The 21676-nt window shown below is 60.0% G+C and carries 25 protein-coding genes; 17 read left to right on the top strand and 8 right to left on the bottom strand.

Going from position 1 to position 21676, the window contains the following annotated elements:
• Positions 1-3: 3 nt before the first annotated feature.
• The 4 genes from VHO05_RS01660 to VHO05_RS01645 form a co-directional block, all read right to left on the bottom strand.
• Positions 4-483: a hypothetical protein gene (locus tag VHO05_RS01660; protein ID WP_329644874.1), complete on the bottom strand. Its 480-nt coding sequence runs from the start codon at positions 481-483 to the stop codon at positions 4-6.
• Positions 480-1748: a hypothetical protein gene (locus VHO05_RS01655; protein ID WP_329644873.1), complete on the bottom strand. Its 1269-nt coding sequence runs from the start codon at positions 1746-1748 to the stop codon at positions 480-482. Before VHO05_RS01655 ends, VHO05_RS01660 begins: the two co-directional genes overlap by 4 nt.
• A gap of 114 nt (positions 1749-1862) precedes the next feature.
• On the bottom strand, positions 1863-2798 hold the full coding sequence (locus VHO05_RS01650) for a hypothetical protein (RefSeq protein ID WP_329644872.1): 936 nt from the start codon (positions 2796-2798) through the stop codon (positions 1863-1865).
• A gap of 273 nt (positions 2799-3071) precedes the next feature.
• Complete coding sequence (locus VHO05_RS01645) at positions 3072-3881, bottom strand: hypothetical protein (RefSeq protein WP_329644871.1); 810 nt, start codon at positions 3879-3881, stop codon at positions 3072-3074.
• Between the two features lie 571 nt (positions 3882-4452).
• Here VHO05_RS01645 and VHO05_RS01640 point away from each other — a divergent pair.
• The 9 genes from VHO05_RS01640 to VHO05_RS01600 all read left to right on the top strand — a co-directional run bounded on the left by VHO05_RS01640 (position 4453) and on the right by VHO05_RS01600 (position 9948).
• The gene (locus VHO05_RS01640; protein ID WP_329644870.1) at positions 4453-4674 is read left to right on the top strand and encodes a hypothetical protein; all 222 of its coding nucleotides are present in this window, start codon (positions 4453-4455) and stop codon (positions 4672-4674) included.
• The gene (locus VHO05_RS01635; RefSeq protein ID WP_329644869.1) at positions 4671-5342 is read left to right on the top strand and encodes a hypothetical protein; all 672 of its coding nucleotides are present in this window, start codon (positions 4671-4673) and stop codon (positions 5340-5342) included. Before VHO05_RS01640 ends, VHO05_RS01635 begins: the two co-directional genes overlap by 4 nt.
• On the top strand, positions 5339-5575 hold the full coding sequence (locus VHO05_RS01630) for a hypothetical protein (protein ID WP_329644868.1): 237 nt from the start codon (positions 5339-5341) through the stop codon (positions 5573-5575). Before VHO05_RS01635 ends, VHO05_RS01630 begins: the two co-directional genes overlap by 4 nt.
• On the top strand, positions 5572-5802 hold the full coding sequence (locus VHO05_RS01625) for a hypothetical protein (RefSeq protein WP_329644867.1): 231 nt from the start codon (positions 5572-5574) through the stop codon (positions 5800-5802). Before VHO05_RS01630 ends, VHO05_RS01625 begins: the two co-directional genes overlap by 4 nt.
• Positions 5799-6134, top strand: a complete 336-nt coding sequence (locus tag VHO05_RS01620) for a hypothetical protein (RefSeq protein WP_329644866.1) — start codon at positions 5799-5801, stop codon at positions 6132-6134. Before VHO05_RS01625 ends, VHO05_RS01620 begins: the two co-directional genes overlap by 4 nt.
• A 304-nt stretch (positions 6135-6438) precedes the next feature.
• Positions 6439-6654: a hypothetical protein gene (locus VHO05_RS01615; protein ID WP_329644865.1), complete on the top strand. Its 216-nt coding sequence runs from the start codon at positions 6439-6441 to the stop codon at positions 6652-6654.
• Between the two features lie 161 nt (positions 6655-6815).
• Complete coding sequence (locus VHO05_RS01610) at positions 6816-7280, top strand: hypothetical protein (protein ID WP_329644864.1); 465 nt, start codon at positions 6816-6818, stop codon at positions 7278-7280.
• 695 nt (positions 7281-7975) lie between these two features.
• A complete protein-coding gene (locus VHO05_RS01605; protein ID WP_329644863.1) occupies positions 7976-8590 on the top strand; it encodes a plasmid mobilization protein in 615 nt (204 codons plus the stop codon).
• A complete protein-coding gene (locus VHO05_RS01600; protein ID WP_329644862.1) occupies positions 8587-9948 on the top strand; it encodes a relaxase/mobilization nuclease domain-containing protein in 1362 nt (453 codons plus the stop codon). Before VHO05_RS01605 ends, VHO05_RS01600 begins: the two co-directional genes overlap by 4 nt.
• Here VHO05_RS01600 and VHO05_RS01595 read toward each other — a convergent pair.
• The 3 genes from VHO05_RS01595 to VHO05_RS01585 are packed head-to-tail and all read right to left on the bottom strand — an operon-like array spanning position 9945 to position 11511.
• Complete coding sequence (locus VHO05_RS01595) at positions 9945-10118, bottom strand: hypothetical protein (RefSeq protein ID WP_329644861.1); 174 nt, start codon at positions 10116-10118, stop codon at positions 9945-9947. The genes VHO05_RS01600 and VHO05_RS01595 overlap by 4 nt on opposite strands.
• Before the next feature lie 24 nt (positions 10119-10142).
• A complete protein-coding gene (locus VHO05_RS01590; protein WP_329644860.1) occupies positions 10143-11267 on the bottom strand; it encodes a hypothetical protein in 1125 nt (374 codons plus the stop codon).
• A 4-nt stretch (positions 11268-11271) separates the two neighbouring features.
• Positions 11272-11511, bottom strand: coding sequence for a hypothetical protein (locus VHO05_RS01585; RefSeq protein ID WP_329644859.1), 240 nt, complete (start codon positions 11509-11511; stop codon positions 11272-11274).
• A 341-nt stretch (positions 11512-11852) separates the two neighbouring features.
• Between VHO05_RS01585 and VHO05_RS01580 the strand changes: the two genes are divergently transcribed.
• The 4 genes from VHO05_RS01580 to VHO05_RS01565 all read left to right on the top strand — a co-directional run bounded on the left by VHO05_RS01580 (position 11853) and on the right by VHO05_RS01565 (position 14937).
• Positions 11853-12704 (top strand): hypothetical protein, encoded by an 852-nt coding sequence (locus VHO05_RS01580; protein ID WP_329644858.1) that lies wholly within the window; start codon positions 11853-11855, stop codon positions 12702-12704.
• Between the two features lie 24 nt (positions 12705-12728).
• Complete coding sequence (locus VHO05_RS01575; protein ID WP_329644857.1) at positions 12729-13187, top strand: hypothetical protein; 459 nt, start codon at positions 12729-12731, stop codon at positions 13185-13187.
• 20 nt (positions 13188-13207) lie between these two features.
• Positions 13208-13672: a DUF4760 domain-containing protein gene (locus VHO05_RS01570; RefSeq protein ID WP_329644856.1), complete on the top strand. Its 465-nt coding sequence runs from the start codon at positions 13208-13210 to the stop codon at positions 13670-13672.
• 80 nt (positions 13673-13752) lie between these two features.
• Entirely contained in the window at positions 13753-14937 is a 1185-nt protein-coding gene (locus VHO05_RS01565; protein ID WP_329644855.1) for a hypothetical protein, read from the top strand.
• A 1022-nt stretch (positions 14938-15959) separates the two neighbouring features.
• On the opposite strand, the gene VHO05_RS01560 is transcribed toward VHO05_RS01565, so the two are convergent.
• Positions 15960-16496, bottom strand: coding sequence for a hypothetical protein (locus VHO05_RS01560; protein WP_329644854.1), 537 nt, complete (start codon positions 16494-16496; stop codon positions 15960-15962).
• 407 nt (positions 16497-16903) lie between these two features.
• Between VHO05_RS01560 and VHO05_RS01555 the strand changes: the two genes are divergently transcribed.
• From VHO05_RS01555 to VHO05_RS01540, 4 genes are all read left to right on the top strand, one after another.
• The gene (locus tag VHO05_RS01555) at positions 16904-17581 is read left to right on the top strand and encodes a ParA family protein (protein WP_329644853.1); all 678 of its coding nucleotides are present in this window, start codon (positions 16904-16906) and stop codon (positions 17579-17581) included.
• A 3-nt stretch (positions 17582-17584) separates the two neighbouring features.
• Complete coding sequence (locus VHO05_RS01550) at positions 17585-18076, top strand: hypothetical protein (RefSeq protein WP_329644852.1); 492 nt, start codon at positions 17585-17587, stop codon at positions 18074-18076.
• 155 nt (positions 18077-18231) lie between these two features.
• Positions 18232-20388 (top strand): hypothetical protein, encoded by a 2157-nt coding sequence (locus VHO05_RS01545; RefSeq protein ID WP_329644851.1) that lies wholly within the window; start codon positions 18232-18234, stop codon positions 20386-20388.
• A 653-nt stretch (positions 20389-21041) separates the two neighbouring features.
• Positions 21042-21524 carry a hypothetical protein gene (locus VHO05_RS01540; RefSeq protein WP_329644850.1) on the top strand — a complete coding sequence of 161 codons (483 nt, stop codon included), beginning with the start codon at positions 21042-21044 and terminating at the stop codon, positions 21522-21524.
• Positions 21525-21676 lie beyond the last annotated feature (152 nt).

Here is a 21676-nt window from a genome sequence, read left to right as displayed (position 1 = left end):
CTCCTACTCGAGTACGCAGCCGCGCTTCGCCGCCGCCGAAAGCGCGGCTGGCGCGAGCCCAAAAATTGCCGTTTGTTCGTTTGTGAGTTCGTTCCAGGTCATGAGCGGCGAGCCGCCAATGATCAGGCCCTGCCCGACCTGCAGACTCCGATCCGCGTCGTGAGCACCGCCGTCCCAGCGCACGTAGCACCAGAGGTAGGTAGAGCGACGGCCGGTAATGAATAAGAGACCGCTCTCCATCCGCTCCTCAAAGCTGGCGCCCTGATCATCCGCTCCGATGAAGCCGGTATCCGTACTCGACGACGGTCCGAGCAACGCCGCCTTCGCTCGCTCAAAGCGATCGCGCACCTTCTGCAGATCGACGTCCCAGAGAACGAATGCCGTGACTGAAAAGAGAGCGAGGAAAGCCGCACAAAACACCGCCAGCTTTCGCGCCGCCCAGGGTAGCAGGCTTGTCGCCTGCACCCAGAGCTGCGCGCTCATTGTTCGCCGATCCTTTTGACGAACAGTGGCAAGTCGCGATGTTCCGGCGGCGCAGTAGAGTGGAGTCTGATGGCAGCCGGCGAGTCACCGCCGTCCAGATCGTTCGGCGGGCGCCGGCGTCCAAGCTTGCGCTCGAGGTCCCAGTGAATTGCTAGGCAGGCACAGAGCCAAACCAAGATCGGCAACACACATTCGATCGCGAGAATGATCGCCGCGAGCGGCAGGAAGTGTCCGATATAGCGAAGGGCAGTGGTGACGCCGGGCCGGCTCGGAAACGATGGCAGAAGAGCGCGAACGCCCATTTGCGATTGAGCTGCCCTAATTCGATCCGAGTGGCCAGCCAGAAGAGTGCTCATCCGCGCAGTGGCTTCGGGCAATCCCTCAAACGAGATCCCCTGAGCCAGTTCGCTGGTGAACGCTGCGACCGCTGCCTCTGGATAGGCATCGTCTATATCATTGAGTTGCTGACGAAGCCTGGCATCGATCAACTGCGCTTCACCGCGCCGCGTCCACACGTCGCCATCCGTTTTGCCGATCGTGTCCTGAAATGCCTTTGCCGACACATTAGCCGCGGCAAGAGCGGCCAAACCCTTCTCTTCGCCCTTTGCGAGCACAGCCAAAATGGCTTCGCCGCGCTTAGAGACTGGTTCGAGTTGCCGTGTGACCTCTCCGCGGCCACCCTTGGCCTTGAGTGAAATGCAAGAAACTTCCTCTTCGCACCGGGTGCGCTCTCTCACGTCCGCCACAACGAACAAGACCGCGGCCGTTTGCTTTTCTTTGGTCCGCAATTCTTCCGTTCGCGCCGCAATCACCTGCGACTGCATCTCGGCGTGGCTCAAGAGCTCTAACTGCCCGACATCGCTAAGGATCAGACCGGAGAGCGTCGACGCCCAAAGCGCGCCGCCAACAAGCAGGATCGACAGCACACTCGCGACCCCGGCGCTCCAATACCCGATGGCCGCAAAGTAGGCACCCTTGCGGATGCCGATCATACTCACGGCAAAGGAAACGCCGCCGGCGCCGATACCGATCAGCGCCGCCTTGAGACGAGCGACGGGCCCGGTCTCGGTGATCAGGTTTTGCAGTGCCAGGATCGCCATAACGCAGGCAACCACGCACAATGCCAGCAGCCACTTTTCGAAGACCGGCATCGACGACGCTTTGTCCTCGCGCCTTTCCGACGGTTGCTTTGGCAGATTGTTGAGTTGGGAGTACGGGAAGTCGCCGCCCCGCCCGTCCGGCGGGGGAAAACAAAGTTCGTTCATGACTGCACTCACTATAAAAAGCCCCGAAAGGCGGCTTCAAAGTGAGCAGAGGACCGGTCTTGCTCGCAGATTTCTCCGCAAACCGATCAGATCATGAAAGCAGCAGATTTCATATTATGAAATCGTGCGATCACGATATCGTGATCGCACCTTGTCACCATCCGGAAAGTTGATCGCCTTTGGAATATTGAGTTCAGGCACGTCGCCATTGGCGCGAATAAATCGCGATAGCTCAGCTTCACAAGTGGCGTCAAAATCACGAAGAATCTTCCTTGTGAGATATCCTTTTAACAGCCCGCGTCGGCCATATTCTCTCTTTAGGAAGCTCACAACGTCTTCGCCGGGTTCACGGTCCTTAAATTTGGGAGGCTGGTTTTCCGGATGCGCGAGTATCGCAAGTACTTTTGCCTCAGCCTCCTCTCGGCCGTGCATGAATACCATTCGGTCGATCCGCCGCCGAATTTCCACCAGTTCTTCCAGCGTAAGAAGACCTGCTTTTTCAAATACTTCCTTTAATAATTGCTCACGCGTAACCATATGTGTCTTATTTGACACATCAAGACGCTCATCTGCAACTTGTTTTCGCTCAACCCCATTTTCCTTCAAGAATTCAACGGAGAATTGCACGTCTTCCGACAGAATGGGCAGTTGCTTCAAAAACGCATATAGTCTCCGGGTAATACTTTCCGGCTCCCAAACCAGTTCCGGTTCATTGAGATACTTTTCCTTCGCGCCAACGACCGCTTCCACGATTTGCCGCTCACATTCGTTGGCATATGGAAAGGTTGCGAAGGAGCGAAGGATGAACTGTCGCGACGTACCTTGAACGATACCTGCGAGCGCGGTGAGACGAGCGATATCGAGTTCACTTAGCTTGAGCTGCTTTTCCTGCGCAGAGCGATACGGATCTACATTCTTCGAATAGAACGACTCCCAGAACGTTTCCAGGGACTCGCTATCTGTCGGCGTTTGCCGCTGCGAGTATGCGCGGAAAGCTTCGCCGGACATCTGGCCGGTCGGGGTTTCCTTGTCTCTTTCGTTCTGGTTCATAGAAGCTTTTTCTGTGCCTTTACAGATTCATAATTGAAATCGGGCAGCTCAAAAAGCCGACCCCCTCTCTAGTCTACCACGGAAAAATCCCGCCTTGACCGAGCTGCTTCCGTCAAGGGCCCGAGGAGGACGTACTTGCCGACAACGGAGGCCGTCCGAGCAGGTCCTTGACGGCCACCCCCCCCTAGGCTGCCCTGCTGTTCTGCGGTCCATGACCGCGGAACTGCCTCGCGGCGAGCATCGCCTTCCCTCCCCCAGCTAATCGCTCTGACGTCAGCAAAAGAGTGCGTGCAGTTCCAAAGCTGTCACGAAGCGGACGCTGTATTCGGCAGCAAGCCAATTGCGATTGTCGGCGTTCATGATCGATGGCCGGTTGTTGCCGGCCTTGTCCTCGGTGCAGAAGAGGTCGTTGCCGTAGGCGATGTGCGCGGCGATGTTGTCGCCGTCGACCCATTCACCCACGGCAGATGCGATTTCCTTGCGCTCGTCGTCGTTGAAGAAGCGATCGTCATCCAGGAGCTCGAACCAGGTGGCGGGGCGCTTCGCTCGGGTTCGGGCGCGCGCTCCGATCACCTTCGCTCTGGCAAAGCCGACCCCTCGGTCTTCGATGGCCCTCCCAACTTCCGCGAACTTGTCCTGACGGGCAGCAATATCTGTATCTGCCGCAAACCTGTCGGGGTGCAGGTCCGGCCTGACCGGTTCCGGCCGGGGCGTTCCAATGCGTGGTTGGGCCAGGAGACGAAACCCTAGCTTCAGCGCGTTCTCGAGCCGCTCGGTCTCGCGCTCGGATAGGCCCGGATGCTGAGAGTGGTCCGGCCCGAAGGTCATAGTCGCTCGAGCATGCCCGTCCGGAGTGGTAGTTTCTACGATTTCGGTCTGCGGGCGGCGGCCTGCCAGGTAGGGTGCCCGGGCAACCTTTCGGATGGCCTCGATCGTGAAGAGCGCCTCTCCGATGAACGGAGCAATGCGCCCGTCGCGGATTGCTTCGTTGAGGTATACGAAGGCCGCGTGATCGGGGTGATTGGTGTACCTGTCCGGCTCGGCGACAGGTCGATACGTGTTGGTGTCGAAGGTTACTCGCATGGTGCCTACAGCTCGATAGCAAGAATTGAATCTCGTTACTTTGTAAGTGCGGACGCCAAGTTCGTTAAGTGGCCTTACCAGTCACCAGTAGTGACCGATATTGGCATTCTTTGAACAACACCTCGCAATCCCTGCTCCTTTGTTCAAGGTCCGCTGTCGCACGCTACGCAGCATCCGTCCAGGGCCCGAGGAGGGCGCGCTTGCCGACAACGGAGGCCGTCCGAGCAGGTCCTTGACGGCCACCGCTCCCCATAAGCTTTTCTGCTGTTCTGCGGTCGAATGACCGCGGAACTGCCAAGCGGCGAGCGTCTCCTTCCTGCTCAACCCTTCCCGTCCAACGACAGCGATCTGACGCACGATTGCAGTCTTGACGTGATCCCTAGCGCAGCGCGCCCGAACAGGCGCAAAAGCGCGCCTTCCAACAAGCCAGCCCAAACAGAAGACGGCCAGCCGGCGACCAGTCGCCGGGCCGCCTAACCGTTCGTTTGGCTTGCAGGTCGGGCTAACCCCGCCGCGCTCGTCCGGGTTCACGACTGCAATGGTGCAGATCGCGAAAACGGAAAGGCAATACATGAGCACGAAATCCAACAAGCCGACGCATCGCGCATACGCGGTCACGCCCGGCAGAACCAAGGACGACAAAGGCTACTGGACGGAGATCGGGGCCGCATGGCCGCACAAGGACGGCAAAGGCTTTCGGGTCTCGTTGCGCGCCATACCCGCCGGAAACGCCGACCTCGTTATCCGCGAGATCGACGCAGACGAAGCGACCGATCAACGGGGGTACGCATGACCCTCAACGCCGCATCGCACGGCGCGCGCGGCGCCCCGCCCCGACGGGCGGGGTTCCGCACGGGGCCCTTCCGCGCCAGGAACGAATACTACCCGACACCGCCAGCAGCGACCCGCGCACTCCTTGCAGCGCACCGTTTTGATTACGGCATCTGGGAGCCCGCCTGCGGAGAAGGTTGGATCAGCAAAGAGCTCGAGCGCTTCGGTTATGACGTGACCTCGACCGACATCGCCGACTACGAGTACGGAACACCGGGTATCGACTTTCTCACGCAGCGCCTTCCGCGCGCCAAGAACATCGTCACCAACCCGCCTTACGGCAACGGTCTGGCCGACGCGTTCGTGCGCAAGGCGCTCTGGTTTATCGAACGCACCGGCGGACAGGCCGCCATGCTGCTGAACCTGGCTTCGCTCTGCCACCCTGATCGCCACGACAGCTTCGTCAAGCGGCCACCAGCGGTGATCTACGCGCTCGACGACTGTGTCTGCTACCCGAACGGCAAACCTGATCAGGCAACTCGCAGTACTCATCAACATCGCTATTGCTGGGCCGTATGGACAGCGGAGCGTTCCACAACCACCGAAGTCCGGTGGCTCACGACACGGCCTCGCAAACGCATGGCCGCGCCGAACCTCTCTGAAACCTTCAACACAAGGAAAGCAGCATGACGACACCAAATCTGGAAACCTACCACGCGCTCATCCGCGAGATGGACGAGCGGCTTATGACGGCATCGCACAGTAGCTGCTGTGCAATTGAGGCGATCAAACACGGCGAACGCAATCAGGCGATCGGCGCCCTGCTTCCGATACAGGACGACATCGAAGCTGCTGCCGCGATCCTCCAGACGCTCCTGACCCTCCACCGTGGCCGCCGCGTCGGACAAGGGGGTGCACAATGATGGCCCATCTCCGCAACATCCCAACCGAGACGAGTGACGGACCACGCGCCAATCTCATCATCGACTTGGGCGGCGACGGTTTCGCCGATTATCCGGCGACACGGCTGGCCATCATCCTACGCGATATCGCCGCCCAGATCGAAAACGAAGGGCCAACGTCCATCATCTGCCGCGATGTCAACGGCGACACCGTTGGTCTCTTCTGGATCGATGGAGGCCGCATATGAAAAAGCCACGTCACGCCACCACCGATCCGGCCAAGTTGCCCCCTGCGGGACAGCTGCCTCGCCTCTTCGGAGCAGCCCATGATGCGTTTCCGGAGCTTCGCAAACAGCACTACGCAGCCTTTATGGCCGTGTTCAACGCCCCCGACGATCGCGTGGTCTTCTACCCGTGTTTCGTTGACGGCAAGGCCACTAGCGCCATCGGAATCATCGACACGATCAATAACGCCGTCATCATCGTGCCGCTGTTTATCGCGCCAACCGCGACCATGCAGCTGACCGGTCACGCCGGGCAGTCAACGCTCGATTGGCCCGACGACGGCGGTGTGCGATGAGCGTTGAACGCCTTCCCCTGTCACTCCATCCCGCCGCAACCACAACGACGCCGTCGTCATGGGGACGGGGCGCGTGTGTCTCGAGCGCTTCGCCGCTTGTCGACCGAGATCATGTCCAGCCTCGACGATGACACCTATCGCGGCGCGGCTCTGGTCAACGCCTGCGAAACAGGGCCCGCCTAGGGCGCTAAAGCGCCGAGGCGGACAGCCCGTTTCGTTACATTGACTGCGCGCCTTCTCCGCCGCGATCGGCAGGTGTCACCGGCTGGAATGATCCGGCCCGACAACAAAAAGGAGAAGCACCATGAAAACATCCAATCGCCCCGCACCGCTGAAAGACTACAGCGTCAACCTCTGGCCGCTTGAAGGCTGCGAGATGAACCTGAAAGCCCGCGATCCCGCCCACGCTCGCCAGCTGGCGGCCCGCTCCTGGGGCGATGACATCACCGCCGTATTCGCGGAACCCGACTACTTCGAGATTTCCGAGGTCCTGACCCTGCCTGTACCCCGTCCCCAATAGCACGCAATGCCGATCGCAATGTTCCGGACGATCGGCTGAAGACCGTATGAGTTCGTACGCAATCCAGGGCGGCCGCCAACGGATTTGCACTTTTCTGCGATAGTCACTGGCGACCGTAACCGGGCGCACCAGTACGCGCCCAGCACAGGACGCCGAACGCCATGAACAGCACGTCCGACGATACGCCGGAAGTCCGCTTGCCCGATGTGTTGACGCGCCTTCTGCACCCGGTTCGCTACACCGAACGCGAACTTGCCGCCGCTTTTGCCGACGCGCTCATCGGGCTCTCGCTGTTCAAACAACTGAACACAAGCGATCAGGACATCACGGCGTTCTGTCGCAAAAAGGGGCTCACAGTTCTCGGCTACGACTACGACGCTCCGCCCCCGCTGGGGGAATTTCTGCCGGGAGCGCCGCCCGAACGGCCTCCTGTCGGCGACGGTCCTAACGACTTATGGAGCACGTGGCTCGCGCTCGGCGACGACCTCGCTGGCGCAATGCATCAGCGCGATCTTGCCGATACCATGGACGCGCTCAGAAAGTGGCCCACGGTCAGACCCCAGCCGGTTGCCCCGGCGAACACCGTTGTCATTCCCTTCAGACGTCGGGCCGATCCCGCGTCGTGACGTTCGACGCGCTCCGAGGTACTTGCTTGTTTGGTCGCGCGGAATGTCCTCACTGCGATCCCTCTGCGCGGGGCCCCTGCCGGGGCCATCACGCGCAGAGGGACACGGCTAGTACTAGCACTCGCTTCAGCTAGGCTAAGGCTCGCAGGCCACCGCCGTTCGTGGGATTTTTCAACCTAGCGCTAGTGCTAGGCGGCAGCCTGAGCCGATGCGCGAGGGGCGAAACGGCTAGCTTCGCCCCTTCCTTATCGCTCACATTCGGCATGCGCTTCGCTCACTGGCAGCAATCGACGGGCGCGGACCCATTGGGCCGCGCCCGTCTGTGCGCGCGGAGCTTCGCCCGCAGCGCACTTACGCCCTGCCCACCCCAAATTAGAAACATCTCATGAACTGTTGTGAACGTTTGATGGACAAAAGACCCGATTTTATGGTATCTGACAGAGGGTAGGGCGTAGCCAGATATTTTTCGGTGTCACCGAAAATCTGGGCAGGGGCCTAAGGGAGAGCTGCGCTTCTCCCTTCCCCTGCACCCCGAACCCATCGCCAGACGCCGCACATGTCCTAGGGTCATGGCGCGTCAAAGCGGGTCGCCATTGCACCCGTTGAACCGTGTATGCGTCGAGTTTGCTATGTGTGCTGCGTCCACTGAAAACCCGGGTCATCCCGGGTCGACCACCGAGACGCCCGACGGATCGATGAACGATCCAACCGGGCTTAAGTCTCTGCGTCCGCCGCGCGGGTTTACCGGCCGCAAGCCGCTTCCTTATGGTCGCGCCCGCACTACCTCCATGACCATCAAGGTGTCCGACGAGGATCGCCACCGCATCGAGCAGCGCGCCATCAAGGCGAGCATGGCGCCTGCCACGTTCGTGCGCGAAGCCGCCCTCAAGGCCCGCGTCGCCAACGCCCGGCCGTCGACCGCGCCCTCCCTTGCCGAGATGGCCCAGATCACGCAACTCAACGAGATCGCGCTCGTGATCACGCGCGAAGCCGGCAAGCTCGCCAAGCCGGCCACGCTGCCGGCCGCCACCCTCGAAGCCTTCGCCAAGCTCTCGCGCCTGCTCGATACGCTGATGGCACAGGCTGAAGCCCGCGACCGCGAGGAAGCTCACCGCCAGAAGGTCGCCGCCGAGCTCGCTCACATCGGCCGCAACCTCAACCAGATCACCCGCGCCGTGAACACCATGGCGAAACGGCGCGACGGCGATACGGCCCTGCCGAATTACACGCGGGCCGTACTCGCCGATATCGACCGGCTGTTCGCACAGATCCCGGATCTGAAAGAGCCCAGTGCGGAGGACGCCGCATGATCCCGCGCGTCGCGAAATCGGGCCGCTCCTTTAAAGGCGCGATGCTCTACTACAGCCACGATAAGGAGGCCAAAACGTCCGACCGTCTGGGCTTCGTCGAACTCGTCAATCTCCCCATCCTTCCCGGCGAAGACCGCGTGCGCGATCTTGAGCGCGCCGGCGCCATCATGGCCTGGACCGCCATCCACCAGGAGGAGATCAAGCAGCTTCACCATCAGCAAACATCGCCTGGCACACCCTTTCGCCGCTCGGGGCGCAAACTAGAAAAGCCGGTCTATTCCTTCTCGCTCCGCTTCGCGCCCGAAGATGCCACCAGGATCGATGAGGCTATGCTGAAACGCGCGGCTCACGGCGCCCTCAAGGCGCTCGGCATGGAACGTTGCCAGGCTGTGATCGTCGAACATAAGGATTCCATTCCGGCGCACGTCCATGTCCTCGTCTGCCCGATCGATCCGAAGACGGGCCAGACGGTCAATCGCCAAAAGGATTTCTATAAGCTGTCCCGCTTCGCGCAGGCCTTCTCACGCGAACACGGCTTGCGGATTTTGCACGAACGGGAAAAGAACAACGAGCGGCGTCGTCGCGGCGAGATCGCTAAGTACAAGGGCCTCACACGTTCCGAATGGGAAATCGTCCGCGGGTACCGCAACAAGACCCGCGCCAAGGTCGAGCGTGAGCGCTTCGAGCAGCAGCAGACAGACCGCGTCCAGCTATCCAAGCGCCAGCACGACGAGATCGCGCGCTTCAAAGCGTTTCTCGCCAAGACCTGGAAACGGGATCGCGACACCATTGATGCAGAGATTCAACGAAGGCGCGTGCGCGAGGCGATGCCCGGCATTTTTGCCAGAGCGTCGCGCGCTGTGCGTCGGCTCACCGGCAGGGCGCGCGACGAGTCGCGCGAGCTCGCGCAACTTATAAAGACACGCGACAACATCACCATGCGCATGAATGAGGCGCGGATCCCGCTGGCGCGGAAACTCCGCGATCAACGCCTGGCCCTCGAGAACCGGCACAAGGCGGAGATGCTTCGCGACCAGCAGTATTTCGAAGCCCGCGCGCGCGGACAGAGCGAAAGCGATCGGGCTGCCTCCGCCGTTCGCAAGAAGTCATTCCGCCAAGCGAGCCGCGACCGGCGCGGCGACGGATTGGACTCGATCCTCGAAGAACTACGCACCGATATCGTCGCCGATGCCCATCCGGACAAAATCATCGATGACTTCCGTCAATCCCTCGCCGGCGAGACAGAGTCGCGCCGGGGAAAATGGTCGCGTGCGACCGGCCGCAATGAAGACCGACCCAAACGACCCCGGCGACCGCGCAATGCCGATCGCAACCGGGATGGCGACCGCGAGCGCTAACGCTCTCGCCGCGGACCGCCGCGATCCTGTTCGACGGATCGTTCGTTATCTTCTCGATCACGCTTGGGCGCGTTCTTCTCGCGCTGCTCACGTTCGCGCCGGAAGGTCTCGAAGCGATCACGCAGGACGTCGTCACGCGGATCGGGGTATGCCCTTTTGTTCGTGGCCATGGTCACTGCCTTACATTGCCCGCGCTAGAGATCGTGCGGCCGGCCGGTCGAGACACCGACAAAGCGGTCTCCGTCGCGTTCGAGTTGGAGCAGCCTCGCAATATCCAGGAAGTCGGATTCAAATTCGTCGCGATCGACGGCTTCAGTATCCCTGAGGCGCGCCCAATTCTGATAATCCCTGTACAGCGCCAGGAAGGTAAGCCCTCCATGATCGGTCGGCACCAACCGCTCGACGCAAAATTGCTTCACGTCGTTCGCAAAGGCTTCCGCTCGCGAAGCCGGAGCAGGTAATGCGGGAACAGCCGGCTCAGTCTGTACCAAAGCCGCTGTCGCGTGTAATGCTGAAACATCGGCCCCCTCCTGTCTGCGGCGAGACGGCTTATCGGAATGGCCAAGGGCCAGCCAAAGGCCGAAACCAGAACCAAGCTCGACCAGAAGCGCTGCGCCGACCACAAGCGATGTCTTCACCGCATCACGTTCCTGGTGCAGCAGGCGCGCGAGGATCGCCACCTGCGGATCGGATTCGCTACCGGCCCCTCTCGCCCTCAAATCCGTCATTTGTTTCTCGATTGCTTGTATCTCACGTCCCAGGCGAACCGCCTCGAGCGCTGTCGCCTCCTCGCCCTTGAGCGCGAAATATCGCTGGCAATAGCTCCGGCTTGCCGCGAGTGTCGCGTTCGCGCACTCCGCCGATGTGTGGAACCGCTTATCCTGTCTCATGACGGCGAGATCGGCCGCAATCACGCTTGTCGGCCGCTGCGTGCCCAGCGCGGTTGCCGCGTCGCGCAGTGCTGCTTCATCGCGAACCAGCCGCGACAATTCCGCGGACGCCGCCTCCCGCGATCCAACCATAGCGCCCCTGACGTCAGCGGCAAAACCCAGGGCAGATGCAAACGAGAACAGCGAAAAGGCCACGAATACGACGGACCCGACCGCAGCAAAGACCCACCGCCTGGCGACGAAGGCCAATGAAATGAACCAGGGCAGACAGGATTTAATGATGTCGGACGCCGCCGACGCGCCGCCCAGCGCGCAGCCTTCCGCGTCGGTCTGCGCGAGCGACTGCATGAAGAGAAAGTTCATCGACGTCGAAACGGCAATCATCATAAGCGCGGCGCCGACGCAAACCACCATCATCAAGATGCGCACGGCCCTACTCCCTTAATTTGCCGTGCAGTTCCTCGTAAGCATCGAGGGCTCGCCCCAGCAACCCCGCCTGGCTGAGCCGATCCCGCTTCGCGAGCTTCACCAGCCGATCGGCGTCCTGATCGCACAGCGAAAGATTTTTCTGCCGCCGCCGTTGGATTTGATTTGCAGGATGCTGGGCGCTGGATGCGCGTTCATCCCGGTTTGAAAACCGACTGGCCAGCATGCCGTCGCGTTCGTCACTCACGATTCGCTCCTGCGTTTCCGGTGAAACAAACTGCGAACTAGTGACACGCGGCCACGCGCACAAGGGGCGATTTGCGAGCATCTCGGGGGTTTATACGCGCCAATACGCAAGTTCCCTCAACTTCCCTCCCCTTGTTGGGCGGTGCTTCAAAAGGGCATCCTTACCCTCATCCGAAATGCAGAAAAATCGGGTCTGCCTTTCGGTCTCCGACGTCCGTGGTTTCGGCATCCGGATTAAGCGGGCCCATTCGCTTGGTCCTAAATGTTCATTTTAGACTATTACCCTATTATGAACACCATTGACCGCCATTGATCCGCGAGCGCCGCAAAGGAACGCTGCACATGCCCGCCGTACCTGGCTCATTCATCGACCCGGAGTTCGGAGCCAAACTCGAACATCTGAGCGGCATCATCGGCTTCCTGCACGAAGCGCGGAAGTTCAGGAACGCCTACCTCGCGCGTGCCATGTCGACTGACGCGGCCAGCTTCCGGCGCAAGCGCATCGGCAAGGAAGCCATCACCTATCAGGAACTCTCGATCCTGATCGCGCTCTACAATCTGGGCGACAAGCTCGATTACGCCGTATTCCTGCTCGCTCTCGACGATTTCAAATCCGCCCTCCGAAGCGCCCGCGTCGGCACCTATGCCGGGCGGCCAGGCCATTTTGGACGGCAGACGTTGCTTGATCTGGCCGCCGCAGGCGATCCGCAATCGCCGCGATTTCTTATCCAGATCAAGGTTGTTCCGGTCACGCGCAGGCGCGCGCCGATCGCCCCCACGCAACCGACCGCGGTTGGGATCGTGTGCGGCGCCGACGATCGCATGATGATCCAGGCAAGCGTACCTCCGCACGGACACCTGATCCTGGTCGCCGATGATCTCTCAAACAGGATCACCTGCCTGATGCCTTCGTGCCTGGCGCCCACGACCGCCGTGAGCGACACCACTGTGCTGCTCCCGTGCAAAGAGGACGAGGACGCCTATTCCCTCGCGGAAGATCCAGGTCTCTACCGGCTGTTCGGCATCTGGACATCCACACCGGTCGACATTCCCGGCCAGCCCGCTCACGACCCGCAAACCCTTCCGCCCTGGCCGCTGGCAGGGTTTCACCTCGACCGATTGGCCACAACCGTGCAGGCGCTCCCCATCACGGGGCGCGCTGTCGCGGCGGTGGACTTCCGGATCACCGACTAGACCCTGTGTTTCAAGGAGCCCGCCATGACATCGACACGCCTCCTTCTCACGATCGCCCTGTGCGGCCTCGCCGTCACTGCACGCGCGGGCGCGGATGACGATCCGCAGATCCAAGCACACATCATTCGCGAAGCCGAAACTCTCATCGGTTCCGTCAACGGTATTGATCAGAAGTTCGTCACCGCAAAAAGCAGTCCCCCCGCTTTCCGGAAGCTGCTCAAGTCGGGCGAACTCGCGACACGTCGCTTCAACGTCAACACGGCGGCCATCAGTCTCAGCCAAACCAAGTGGAAGCCCTGCGTGGAGCTGACCGGCGACTTCACCCACCTCAAGGTGGCGTCGAGCTACCTTTTCCTAAAGCCACAAGACCTCCGCGCGTCGAGTAGGGCGGAGTACGACAAAAACCTCGACATGTTCGTGGAAAAGCTTGTCACAGCCATCGGCGCTTGCGCCGACGTGCTCGCCAAATCCAAGACACCGTAGGCTGCATAGGGGCGCAATCCATGACCCTCCAGGAGTTCGCCTTCGCAAACCCGGAAGCGGCCGCAACCATTCTCTCCGTGCTCGCTGCCGTCTGCGCCGGCTTCTTCGGATATCGCGGTTCCAATGCCCGCCATCGGCGCGAGTACACCCTGTCGGTTCTGGCGCCGCTTTTGACCAACGATCGCTTTTTCCGGACACACCACGCGATCGTCAATCACCGCATCAACGATACCCGGCCCGACTACAATGCGCTGAGCGACGCGGAACGCGAGGATATCCTGCAGCTGCTGGGCTACTATGAGTTCCTGGCGGCATCCTACCTCCGCCGCGACCTGCACCGCGGCACCGTCTTGCAGCAACGGCGATCCACCTTCCGCGGCGCATGGGATACGCTTGCCCCCTTCATCAGCGCGCGCCGGAAGCTGCTCGGCAACAACAAGGTCTATTGCGACTTCGAGGCCTTTGTCACCAGGCACTGCTCATAGCCCCTGTTGACTATGTCTCACGTGGGACAATTACTGAAAATGTACGCCAGACCGACTGGGGACAAAAAAGTGAAATTCAGTTGACTGAGCGGACGTGGGTTACGCACGATGTCGGCGTGTCTTCTGAACTGATCGATAACGTTTCTCCGTCCGCCCTGCCCTCGCCGGTCCAGGACCTCCAGTACGACCTCTTCACGCAGTTTTTCGGAAAGTCGGAAAACCTCTCGAACACGATCGAGCTATGGGACGCCATCCCGAAATACTCGTTCACGGCCCGCATGCAGGCGCAAAAGCGCGACAGCTCCGGTCGCCTGCCCGTCTATCAGAGAAGCTTCGAATACCGCCCCGCTCCGAAGGCGGATAACCCCACCCTCGTCTGTACGGTCAGCCTGCAGCCCGCCAGCATCCTCATCGACGGCAAGCGGGTCGATTGCTACCCTTCCGCTGACGAAGAACTCGTTGAGGAGGTCTTGAAGAAGATCTTCACCGCCCAGGCCTGCGGTCTTCACAACAGCCGCCGCGGTGAAAGCTGGGTTCGCTTCACTTTGCATATGATCCGCACCGAGCTCGCCCGCCGCGGCCGGACGCGCTCCATCGCCGAAATCAAGCAGTCCCTCGAAATCCTCTCCAAAACCGTGCTCGACGTCACCATCGAAGGCCGGGGCGCCAAGAAGATCGTCTACACAAACCCGATCCTCAACGATCTCACCCGCGTGACCCGCGCCGAGCTGCGCGAGGACCCGAAAGCCATGTGGACCGCCCGGTTGCCTGCGCTGATCAGCACCAGCATCAATGCGCTCTCCTACCGCCAGTTCAATTACGCCATCCTGATGGACCTTAAATCCCCCCTGGCACGGTGGCTCCACAAGCGCCTCAGCCATGAATACACCAACGCGCACTTGAGCCACCCCTACAGCATCCTGTTCTCGACCATCGCGCGCGACAGCGGGCTCCTGCATAATTGCCGTCCCAGCGCCAACCTGCAGACCGTCGAGCGCGCGCTCGATGAACTCAAGGAGCGCCGCGTGCTCTGGACCTACAGCGCCGAGCGTCGCGACGAAAAAACCGCCATTCTCGACGTGCTGTTCACGCTGACGCCGCACTCGGACTTCGTCGACGACATCAAGGCCGCCAACGCCCGCGCCAGAGACGCCCGCTCTATCCTGCTGAACGCGGGTTTATTGAGCGCGCAGCGCCCGGAAGAGCCGGCCACAGGTTTCCGCCAGCTCTCCCCGCCGCGCTTGCGCAAGGCGGTCGAGGCCTGAGCCGTGGCCCCTTGCACGTTCCGCCTACCATCGCATGACGGGAGGTCGAGAGGCGATTCGGGGCCAGGAGGTGGAGCATGCAGAACTCGACGCGTCGCTGCTGTAGAAACGCTCGATCAGCGCCGGTTTTGGGATATTTCGGTCCGATCCGGTAGGTAGAGCGTGCAGCATCCGCCTTTCTCCGGAAATTTCAGTCGGCCCAGAAGGCGCAGCGCGCAGCGGACAGGAGGTGGACCGTGCGGATCGCAGGAGGCGCAGCGTGCAGAGGCGTTTCCCAGGCCCCATGAAGGGGCTTGCGTGTCACCCAAGGCCGAGACGTGGAGCGTGCAGCTCACTCAAAACCCGGGAGGTGGAACATGCAGCTCTGTGATTGGAGGCACAAAATTGGCCCGCAGACGGAAGGCAGAGCCTGCAGCGCCCCTGCTCACGGGAGGTGTAGCATGCAGACCGGTTCGCGCGACTCGCCGGAAATCCGCGCCGATTCCGAGTTTCCGGCCTCCGTATCCCTTCCCTATTTGAATCCTTCTTATCCCTTGTTCGACAAGGAAGTGAGATAGCCTCGCTCTGCTCGGCAAAAAGGAATGGCCGCATAAGCGGCCATGAGTCTAGGTCCCCTGCCCTTCGCTCGCGCAAGCGCTCGCTGCGCCACACCTAATATGGCATCGGCCCATAAGGGCCGATCGGTTGAAGGTTTTTGAAGGATGCCTTGGCTTCCGATCCCACAAGACTGAAACCCTGACGGAACCCCAACTCCTCAGCCTTGCTCGGCGGGACGAGCAACCGGCCTCTCTTGTGAGCGCGCGCCAACCCCCTACCCCAAGCCGCAACCGCTTCGTGTGGCCCGTTCCAACCACGCTGATGCACATTGGCTGTGATCGGCACTCTCCGGAGAGCCAAAATCCGAAACCGCTCTCAGTGGCCACCGTTCGCGCCTTGCTGGAGTCATCATCGTTGCCCGGCTTCGCCGGAGCATGTTTGTTTTGGGATTGGTCCTGCACGAATCACCTACCGGCTGGGCGGAATCACAGCTTCAGGGATTTCGCCTTTTTACGTATCTCAGCCGGCGTGCGCTGAAGTGCGTCCGCGATCGACTCGTCGGACATATTCACCCGCTTCATGCCCTTGAGACGTTTGACCTCGGCCGCGGTCCAGGGTTTGTTCCGCCGCAACGACCTGCCGTTGGCCAGATCGCGCAAACCGTGGCGCGCCGGCTTGATCTGGCTCATCTCATCGAGCGTGGCCGAAAGTTGATCACGCCTTTCCCGGCGAGCCGCATAACCGCCGACCGCCTGCGCGTTGACGATCTCGAGACCCCTGCCCCGCAGAAGCTCGATCCAGAAAATTTCCGCCGACAGCGAATCCGTTTCGGTCTTGTTCGTCTCGAGCACTACGAACAACGGCACGAAGCCGTTCAGTCTCATCTGCTTGATGACAAAACCCGAGAGCTGGTCGGTGCCCTCGATGTGTTCCGCCTTGCGATACTCGAAACGCGAGGTCTGACCGACGTAGAAGATCATGTCGGTGCGCGGGTCGATGATGCCGTAAACGCAGTAGCTCACCCTTCGATTCTAACCGGTCTTGCCCCTTCGGCACAACATTAGCGACTGGCGACGTATGGTGGCCTCGTCGTTCTTACCCGTTAGGGCAAGAGGGTGTTTGCCCAAAAAGGCAACTTCGCTTTTGACCTTCTGCGCATTTGCCCCACTTGCCCAATCCGGCCATTCCATATGGAAAATAGCCGCGCCCTCGCCGAGCAAAAACGTCTCAAATCTGCGATTTGTCGTTGAAACTCGATATTTATTCTTTATACTGACTATATTTACGGCCGTTCGGCCAAATGCCCAAGTACTCCACGACCCAAGTTCCTAACTGCCCAAGTCACCAACTACACAAGTACGCTCTCGGGCAAATTCCCTTTTGCCCCTTCATTCAACCCAGGAGGTTCGGGCGCGGAGGCCCAAGCACCATGATCGTCGTATTCGCTTCGTCCAAAGGAGGTGTCGGAAAATCCACAACATGCGCCGCAGCCGGCGCCGCGCTCGCGCTCGAAGGCGCCCGCGTTCTCATCCTCGATCTCGACCAGAACCGCACCGTGCACAGGTGGAGCCAAAAATTCCCCGTCGACAGGCTTATGGTCGAAGCCGCGACGGCGGACAATTTCACCTCGATCTTCAAAAGCCGCCACGGGGCAGGGGACTTCGATCACATCCTGATCGATCTGGCCGGGGCCCGCGAGCTCACCATGCAGAAGGCCATTGCGCGGGCCGATCTCGTCATCATCCCCGCCCAGGCATCAGAGCCCGATATTCGTGAAGCGCTCGTCATCGCCGGTGACATCCGCGATATCGAGGAGACCGCCACCCGCAAGATCCCTTATCGCCTGTTGCTGACCAAGATGTATCCGCTGCGAACACGCGTCAGCGATTTCGCATTCAACGAATTGGCTCGCCTGGGACTGCCCATGTTCAAGACTGTCCTCGTTGAACGCACCGCCTACCGCGAGATGTTCCTCAACGGCGAACCGCCCAGCAAGGCCGAGACTGGCAAAGGGGCGGGGCTCGAGATCGCCACCCTTCTCGACGAGATCGAAGAGATCATCGATCCGATGTCGCACGCACAGCACGCCCTTCAAGCCGCGGAGTAAGCCATGACCGACAAACGCAAGGCTTTTGCTCCCATCACCGACGATATCGACAGCCGGATCGAGGCCATGGCCCGTGCCAAAGGCGTGCCGTCGCTGACTGCGCCGGAAGCTGTTCTACCGATACCGACTAGTGCATTAGCTCGGGAGCCGGACTACGGGGCAGGGGGGCAGCCCGTCGATGCGCTAGCTGCACCCGACGGCAGGTCTGCCCAGGCGGCGTCACCGCCCAAGACCAAAGTTACGCCGGTCAAATCCTTCGTGCCGGACTACGCGTTCATGGAAATCAAGCTGCGCGCTGCGCGTGAGCGCGTTTCCATCAACCACATTGTGCTGAAGGCTCTCCATGCCGCCGGCTACCACATCAAGCCCGAGGACATGATCGAGGATGGACGTCGCCTTAGAGGCAAACGCGGCGGTACACATTCCATTGACGCTTTGGCCGAACTACTGCGCAGTCAGGGACTGGTGATCGAACAACACCGTAAGACGAATTGAGGCGAGCAGGGTGGGAGAGACTGGCCGGCGAGATAGATCGGGTGCCAAGCTGTGGATATGCTCAATGCGCCGGCCGGCCCGACCCAATCCCGAGCTAGGGTTTCGCCCGAGCAATTTCTCAACCCGCACCGACGCATCATGACAAAGCATTCCTTATGAAAGCCACCACCGCCCCTATCACACTCGCCGGCGTCATGGAGCTGATCCCCCGATCACGCCTCCCACTGGCCGTGCTCTATGAGGCGATCACCAACGCGCTCGAATCCATTGCCCTCAGGCAAAAGAAATTCGGCGTCGACCCCGTTGGCGAGGTTCGGGTCAAACTCTTCTTCAGCGGCATACTGGAAGAAGCCAAGGAACTTGAGCGCGTCGAGATCGTCGACAACGGAATCGGCTTCGATGGGGAGAACTTCGAACGGTTCGAGATGCTGCTCGACAATAGCAAGGGCTACAACAACCGCGGTTCGGGACGGATCCAGTTCCTGCATCGCGCCGACCAGATCGAGGTGACGAGCTTTTATCGCGAGGACGACCGCGTCTTTAAGCGTCATTTCACCTGCAATCGCTCGAGCTACATACGCGACAGCTCGATTGAACCGGTGCCAGATGATGTCCCCAGCGGGACGACACTTGCTCTATCCGGCTTTTCCTTCAAGGGAGAGGAGAAGGCGTTCTTCGATCATCTGACCCTCGAAGGGGTCAAGAATGCCATCAAGAGCCACTATCTGCTTCGGCTGTATCTCGACAAAGAGCGCAATCCCAGCGCGGTTCCTGCCATCAAGATAGAGCTGATCCGGAACGGGAAGCCTGCCGGCTCCGAGACGATCACTGCAGATGATATTCCCTCTCCCCTGACGCACGGGACGATCAATGTCCCTTACGTCAAAATCAAAAGCAGGACGTCGGACGACATCGAGTGGGTCCCTCAAATCCACCACCGCGAGACGCTGAACTGGGCTCATTTCAAGCTGCCCGAATCCGAGCTTCCCACAAACGGCGTGGTCCTTTGCAGCAAGAACGTCCCCGTCGACGAACTGAAATTCCGCGAAATCAAAAAGACCGAAGCCGTCGAGGGGCACAGGTTCAAGACCGCCATCTACGGCGACGCCCTCGACAGCGAACACAACGTCAGTCACGCCGTGGATCATTTTACCTTCCCCTCTCAGAAGGAGACGGAGAAGCTCGTTCGGGAAGATCTGTTCTTTGATCCCGAACAGGAGTTCCTTTTCTTCGATGATATCGAAAAGGCCGTCGAGACGATCATCCCTGGAATCTACAGCGAACTGTTTGAGCTGAAGGAGCGCCAGCAGAAGAACGTTGCCGAGATCGCGAAGGCCCATGGCATACCCGATGACATCGTTCGCGGCGCCAACATCGGGCTGTCCGATAACGAGCAACAGATCACCGACAAGCTGTACCGCAAGCAGGCGGATAGCCTGGCCAGGCAGAACCTGAAGATCAAGAAGCTCTTTGAAAGCCTTTCGAGCCTGAGCCCGACCGAACCCGACTATCAGGAACAGCTCGCGCAGAAATCTTCAGAGCTTCTGGATTTGATACCGCCGCAGAATACTCAGGAGCTGAGCCGCTATGTGATCCGGCGGCAAATGGTCGTCGATGTTCTGCGCCTGATCCTCGCCAACAAGCTCGACGTACAGACAAAGACGGCCAAAAATTCAAAAGGCAAGAAAACGAGACAAGACAGGGAAGGGCTGATTCACGATCTCCTGTTCAAACGCAAGGCCGTCTCGGCGGAGGGTCTCAATGACCTCTGGGTCCTCAACGAAGAATTCGTCCACTTCGACGGTTGCTCTGACAAGCCGCTGAACCAGATCACTGACATTAAAGGCGATAAGCTTTTCCGGCCGATCACCCAGGCCGATAAAGACCGATATGGCATCAAGGACGACCGGCGACCGGATATCTTCCTGTATCTTGACGAAGCGCAGTGCATCCTGATCGAACTCAAGGAACCCGGCGTCGATCTCTCTGACTACCTCCACCAGCTGCCCAGGTACTGCACGCTCATCGCCAATTTCTCTGTCAGGAAGATAGAGCGCTTCTACTGCTACCTGATCGGGGAGAATTTCAGCCCGATCGATCTCGGTAGCGACTACCGCCGCAACGTGCACGGCGATTGGGTGAGGCGTTCGGACGTCGCCATCAACGCCTATGAAGAGGGCAAGGAAGATGTCCAGATCGCATCCGCCCAGGTCGAGATCATCAAACTCTCGTCCATTCATTCCCGCGCCAAGCGAAGGAATAGAAGCTTCGCCGACAAGCTGGGCATCCATGACATCGAAGATGCCCCGTAATTTTTCGGGACGTGCTTCATAGACACATTCATCCGCATCAACGTCGAACCATACGCCATGTGATCTGGGCGCCTCGGCTCTGCGAGCCGATCGGGCTCTATGGCGCGGCCACGGAACCCGAAGACTGGTTTCCGCCCATGCGGGTAACGATCCCTGGCGCAATAAGTCCTGCGCGCCCTGAATTTCAGAAACTGCGTAAGCGGGGGCCTTACACTTAAAATCGACGCGCCCGACGCGGGACCGCCTTGGGTGCCCGCTTCATTCGATGCGGGGCAGGGGCCTCAACGACCTTTAGTCGACCGGTGCCCACGCATGGGCGCGCCAAATCGAAGATCTCCAACCTCAAATGCTCAACGTCGCCAGCATCGTCCGCTAAACCCAGTCGACGCCCGCGAGCATTTTGCAGCGCCAGCTCCACGGAGATTTCTTCGACGGCCTCAGCACCCAGGGCTTCAAGTTGAGCAACCAAGTGCTGAAACACGGCTATTAAATCTACGGTCCGGTAATTGCCATTTATTTCTATTTTCATATTAGAAAGCTCAAATATATTGCATAATAATTTCTTGACATATACATCCAATGTATTTTTATTGTTTACTCATAATTGCAAATGATTGCAATAAACAACCAACCAAAAACTTTTGAGGTCTATTATGAGTAAAACTTTGAAAATAAACGGGGGTGCTGTTGTTCCCGTCTCAGCTATCCGAAAAATCAAGCCGGTCACCGAAGAAGACCGCGCCCGCCTTGCCGAACGCTACGATCAGATCGGCGACGCCAGCAAGTTCCAGCTGCAGATCGAGTTCGCAGACAAGACGACCAAGCTCACGGTCGAAAGCCTCGATGACATCAAGGGGCAGGGAGTTGCGCTCGTGAACCTCGGCTCCGATCGCTACGTGCCGGCGGCTAACATTAAGCTGGCGCAGCCGTTCACAAAGGAAGACGCGGCGAAGATCAAAGAGAAAGACTACACGTTGAACCAGACGTTCCGCTCTCGCGTCGAGACGACGGCAGGAACGCTTCTCTCGAACGCGACGGCCGCTCAGGTGATCGAGCGCCGTGAAAAGGCGCTCGAGTCCGTCCCGGCCAAGGCCGAGAAGAAGAGTGAGAAGGGGCCAAAGGCGCCCACAGCCTAACCGTCAACCGCTCTTGCAAGCGACCCGCGGTCCCGACTCCCCTCGGGGCCGCGTTTCGTTGTCCAAAAAGTCCAATGCGACCCGCCGGTGGCGTGATCCTGCCGGAAACCTGGAACGAGCTCGCCGCTGCGGATGCTGCCGGTCCCCGCGTC

Source organism: Hyphomicrobium sp., from assembly GCF_036262015.1.
Taxonomy (GTDB): domain Bacteria; phylum Pseudomonadota; class Alphaproteobacteria; order Rhizobiales; family Hyphomicrobiaceae; genus Hyphomicrobium_C.
The sequence above is the reverse complement of the archived record's forward strand: the minus strand, read 5'-3'. Positions and strand labels throughout refer to the sequence as shown.

Bases quoted from the DNA above. Each gene is read 5' to 3' on its own strand.
- VHO05_RS01660 (WP_329644874.1), bottom strand. From the start codon at position 483: ATGAGCGCGCAGCTCTGGGTGCAGGCGACAAGCCTGCTACCCTGGGCG.
- VHO05_RS01655 (WP_329644873.1), bottom strand. From the start codon at position 1,748: ATGAACGAACTTTGTTTTCCCCCGCCGGACGGGCGGGGCGGCGACTTC.
- VHO05_RS01650 (WP_329644872.1), bottom strand. From the start codon at position 2,798: ATGAACCAGAACGAAAGAGACAAGGAAACCCCGACCGGCCAGATGTCC.
- VHO05_RS01645 (WP_329644871.1), bottom strand. From the start codon at position 3,881: ATGCGAGTAACCTTCGACACCAACACGTATCGACCTGTCGCCGAGCCG.
- VHO05_RS01640 (WP_329644870.1), top strand. From the start codon at position 4,453: ATGAGCACGAAATCCAACAAGCCGACGCATCGCGCATACGCGGTCACG.
- VHO05_RS01635 (WP_329644869.1), top strand. From the start codon at position 4,671: ATGACCCTCAACGCCGCATCGCACGGCGCGCGCGGCGCCCCGCCCCGA.
- VHO05_RS01630 (WP_329644868.1), top strand. From the start codon at position 5,339: ATGACGACACCAAATCTGGAAACCTACCACGCGCTCATCCGCGAGATG.
- VHO05_RS01625 (WP_329644867.1), top strand. From the start codon at position 5,572: ATGATGGCCCATCTCCGCAACATCCCAACCGAGACGAGTGACGGACCA.
- VHO05_RS01620 (WP_329644866.1), top strand. From the start codon at position 5,799: ATGAAAAAGCCACGTCACGCCACCACCGATCCGGCCAAGTTGCCCCCT.
- VHO05_RS01615 (WP_329644865.1), top strand. From the start codon at position 6,439: ATGAAAACATCCAATCGCCCCGCACCGCTGAAAGACTACAGCGTCAAC.
- VHO05_RS01610 (WP_329644864.1), top strand. From the start codon at position 6,816: ATGAACAGCACGTCCGACGATACGCCGGAAGTCCGCTTGCCCGATGTG.
- VHO05_RS01605 (WP_329644863.1), top strand. From the start codon at position 7,976: ATGAACGATCCAACCGGGCTTAAGTCTCTGCGTCCGCCGCGCGGGTTT.
- VHO05_RS01600 (WP_329644862.1), top strand. From the start codon at position 8,587: ATGATCCCGCGCGTCGCGAAATCGGGCCGCTCCTTTAAAGGCGCGATG.
- VHO05_RS01595 (WP_329644861.1), bottom strand. From the start codon at position 10,118: ATGGCCACGAACAAAAGGGCATACCCCGATCCGCGTGACGACGTCCTG.
- VHO05_RS01580 (WP_329644858.1), top strand. From the start codon at position 11,853: ATGCCCGCCGTACCTGGCTCATTCATCGACCCGGAGTTCGGAGCCAAA.
- VHO05_RS01575 (WP_329644857.1), top strand. From the start codon at position 12,729: ATGACATCGACACGCCTCCTTCTCACGATCGCCCTGTGCGGCCTCGCC.
- VHO05_RS01570 (WP_329644856.1), top strand. From the start codon at position 13,208: ATGACCCTCCAGGAGTTCGCCTTCGCAAACCCGGAAGCGGCCGCAACC.
- VHO05_RS01555 (WP_329644853.1), top strand. From the start codon at position 16,904: ATGATCGTCGTATTCGCTTCGTCCAAAGGAGGTGTCGGAAAATCCACA.
- VHO05_RS01550 (WP_329644852.1), top strand. From the start codon at position 17,585: ATGACCGACAAACGCAAGGCTTTTGCTCCCATCACCGACGATATCGAC.
- VHO05_RS01545 (WP_329644851.1), top strand. From the start codon at position 18,232: ATGAAAGCCACCACCGCCCCTATCACACTCGCCGGCGTCATGGAGCTG.
- VHO05_RS01540 (WP_329644850.1), top strand. From the start codon at position 21,042: ATGAGTAAAACTTTGAAAATAAACGGGGGTGCTGTTGTTCCCGTCTCA.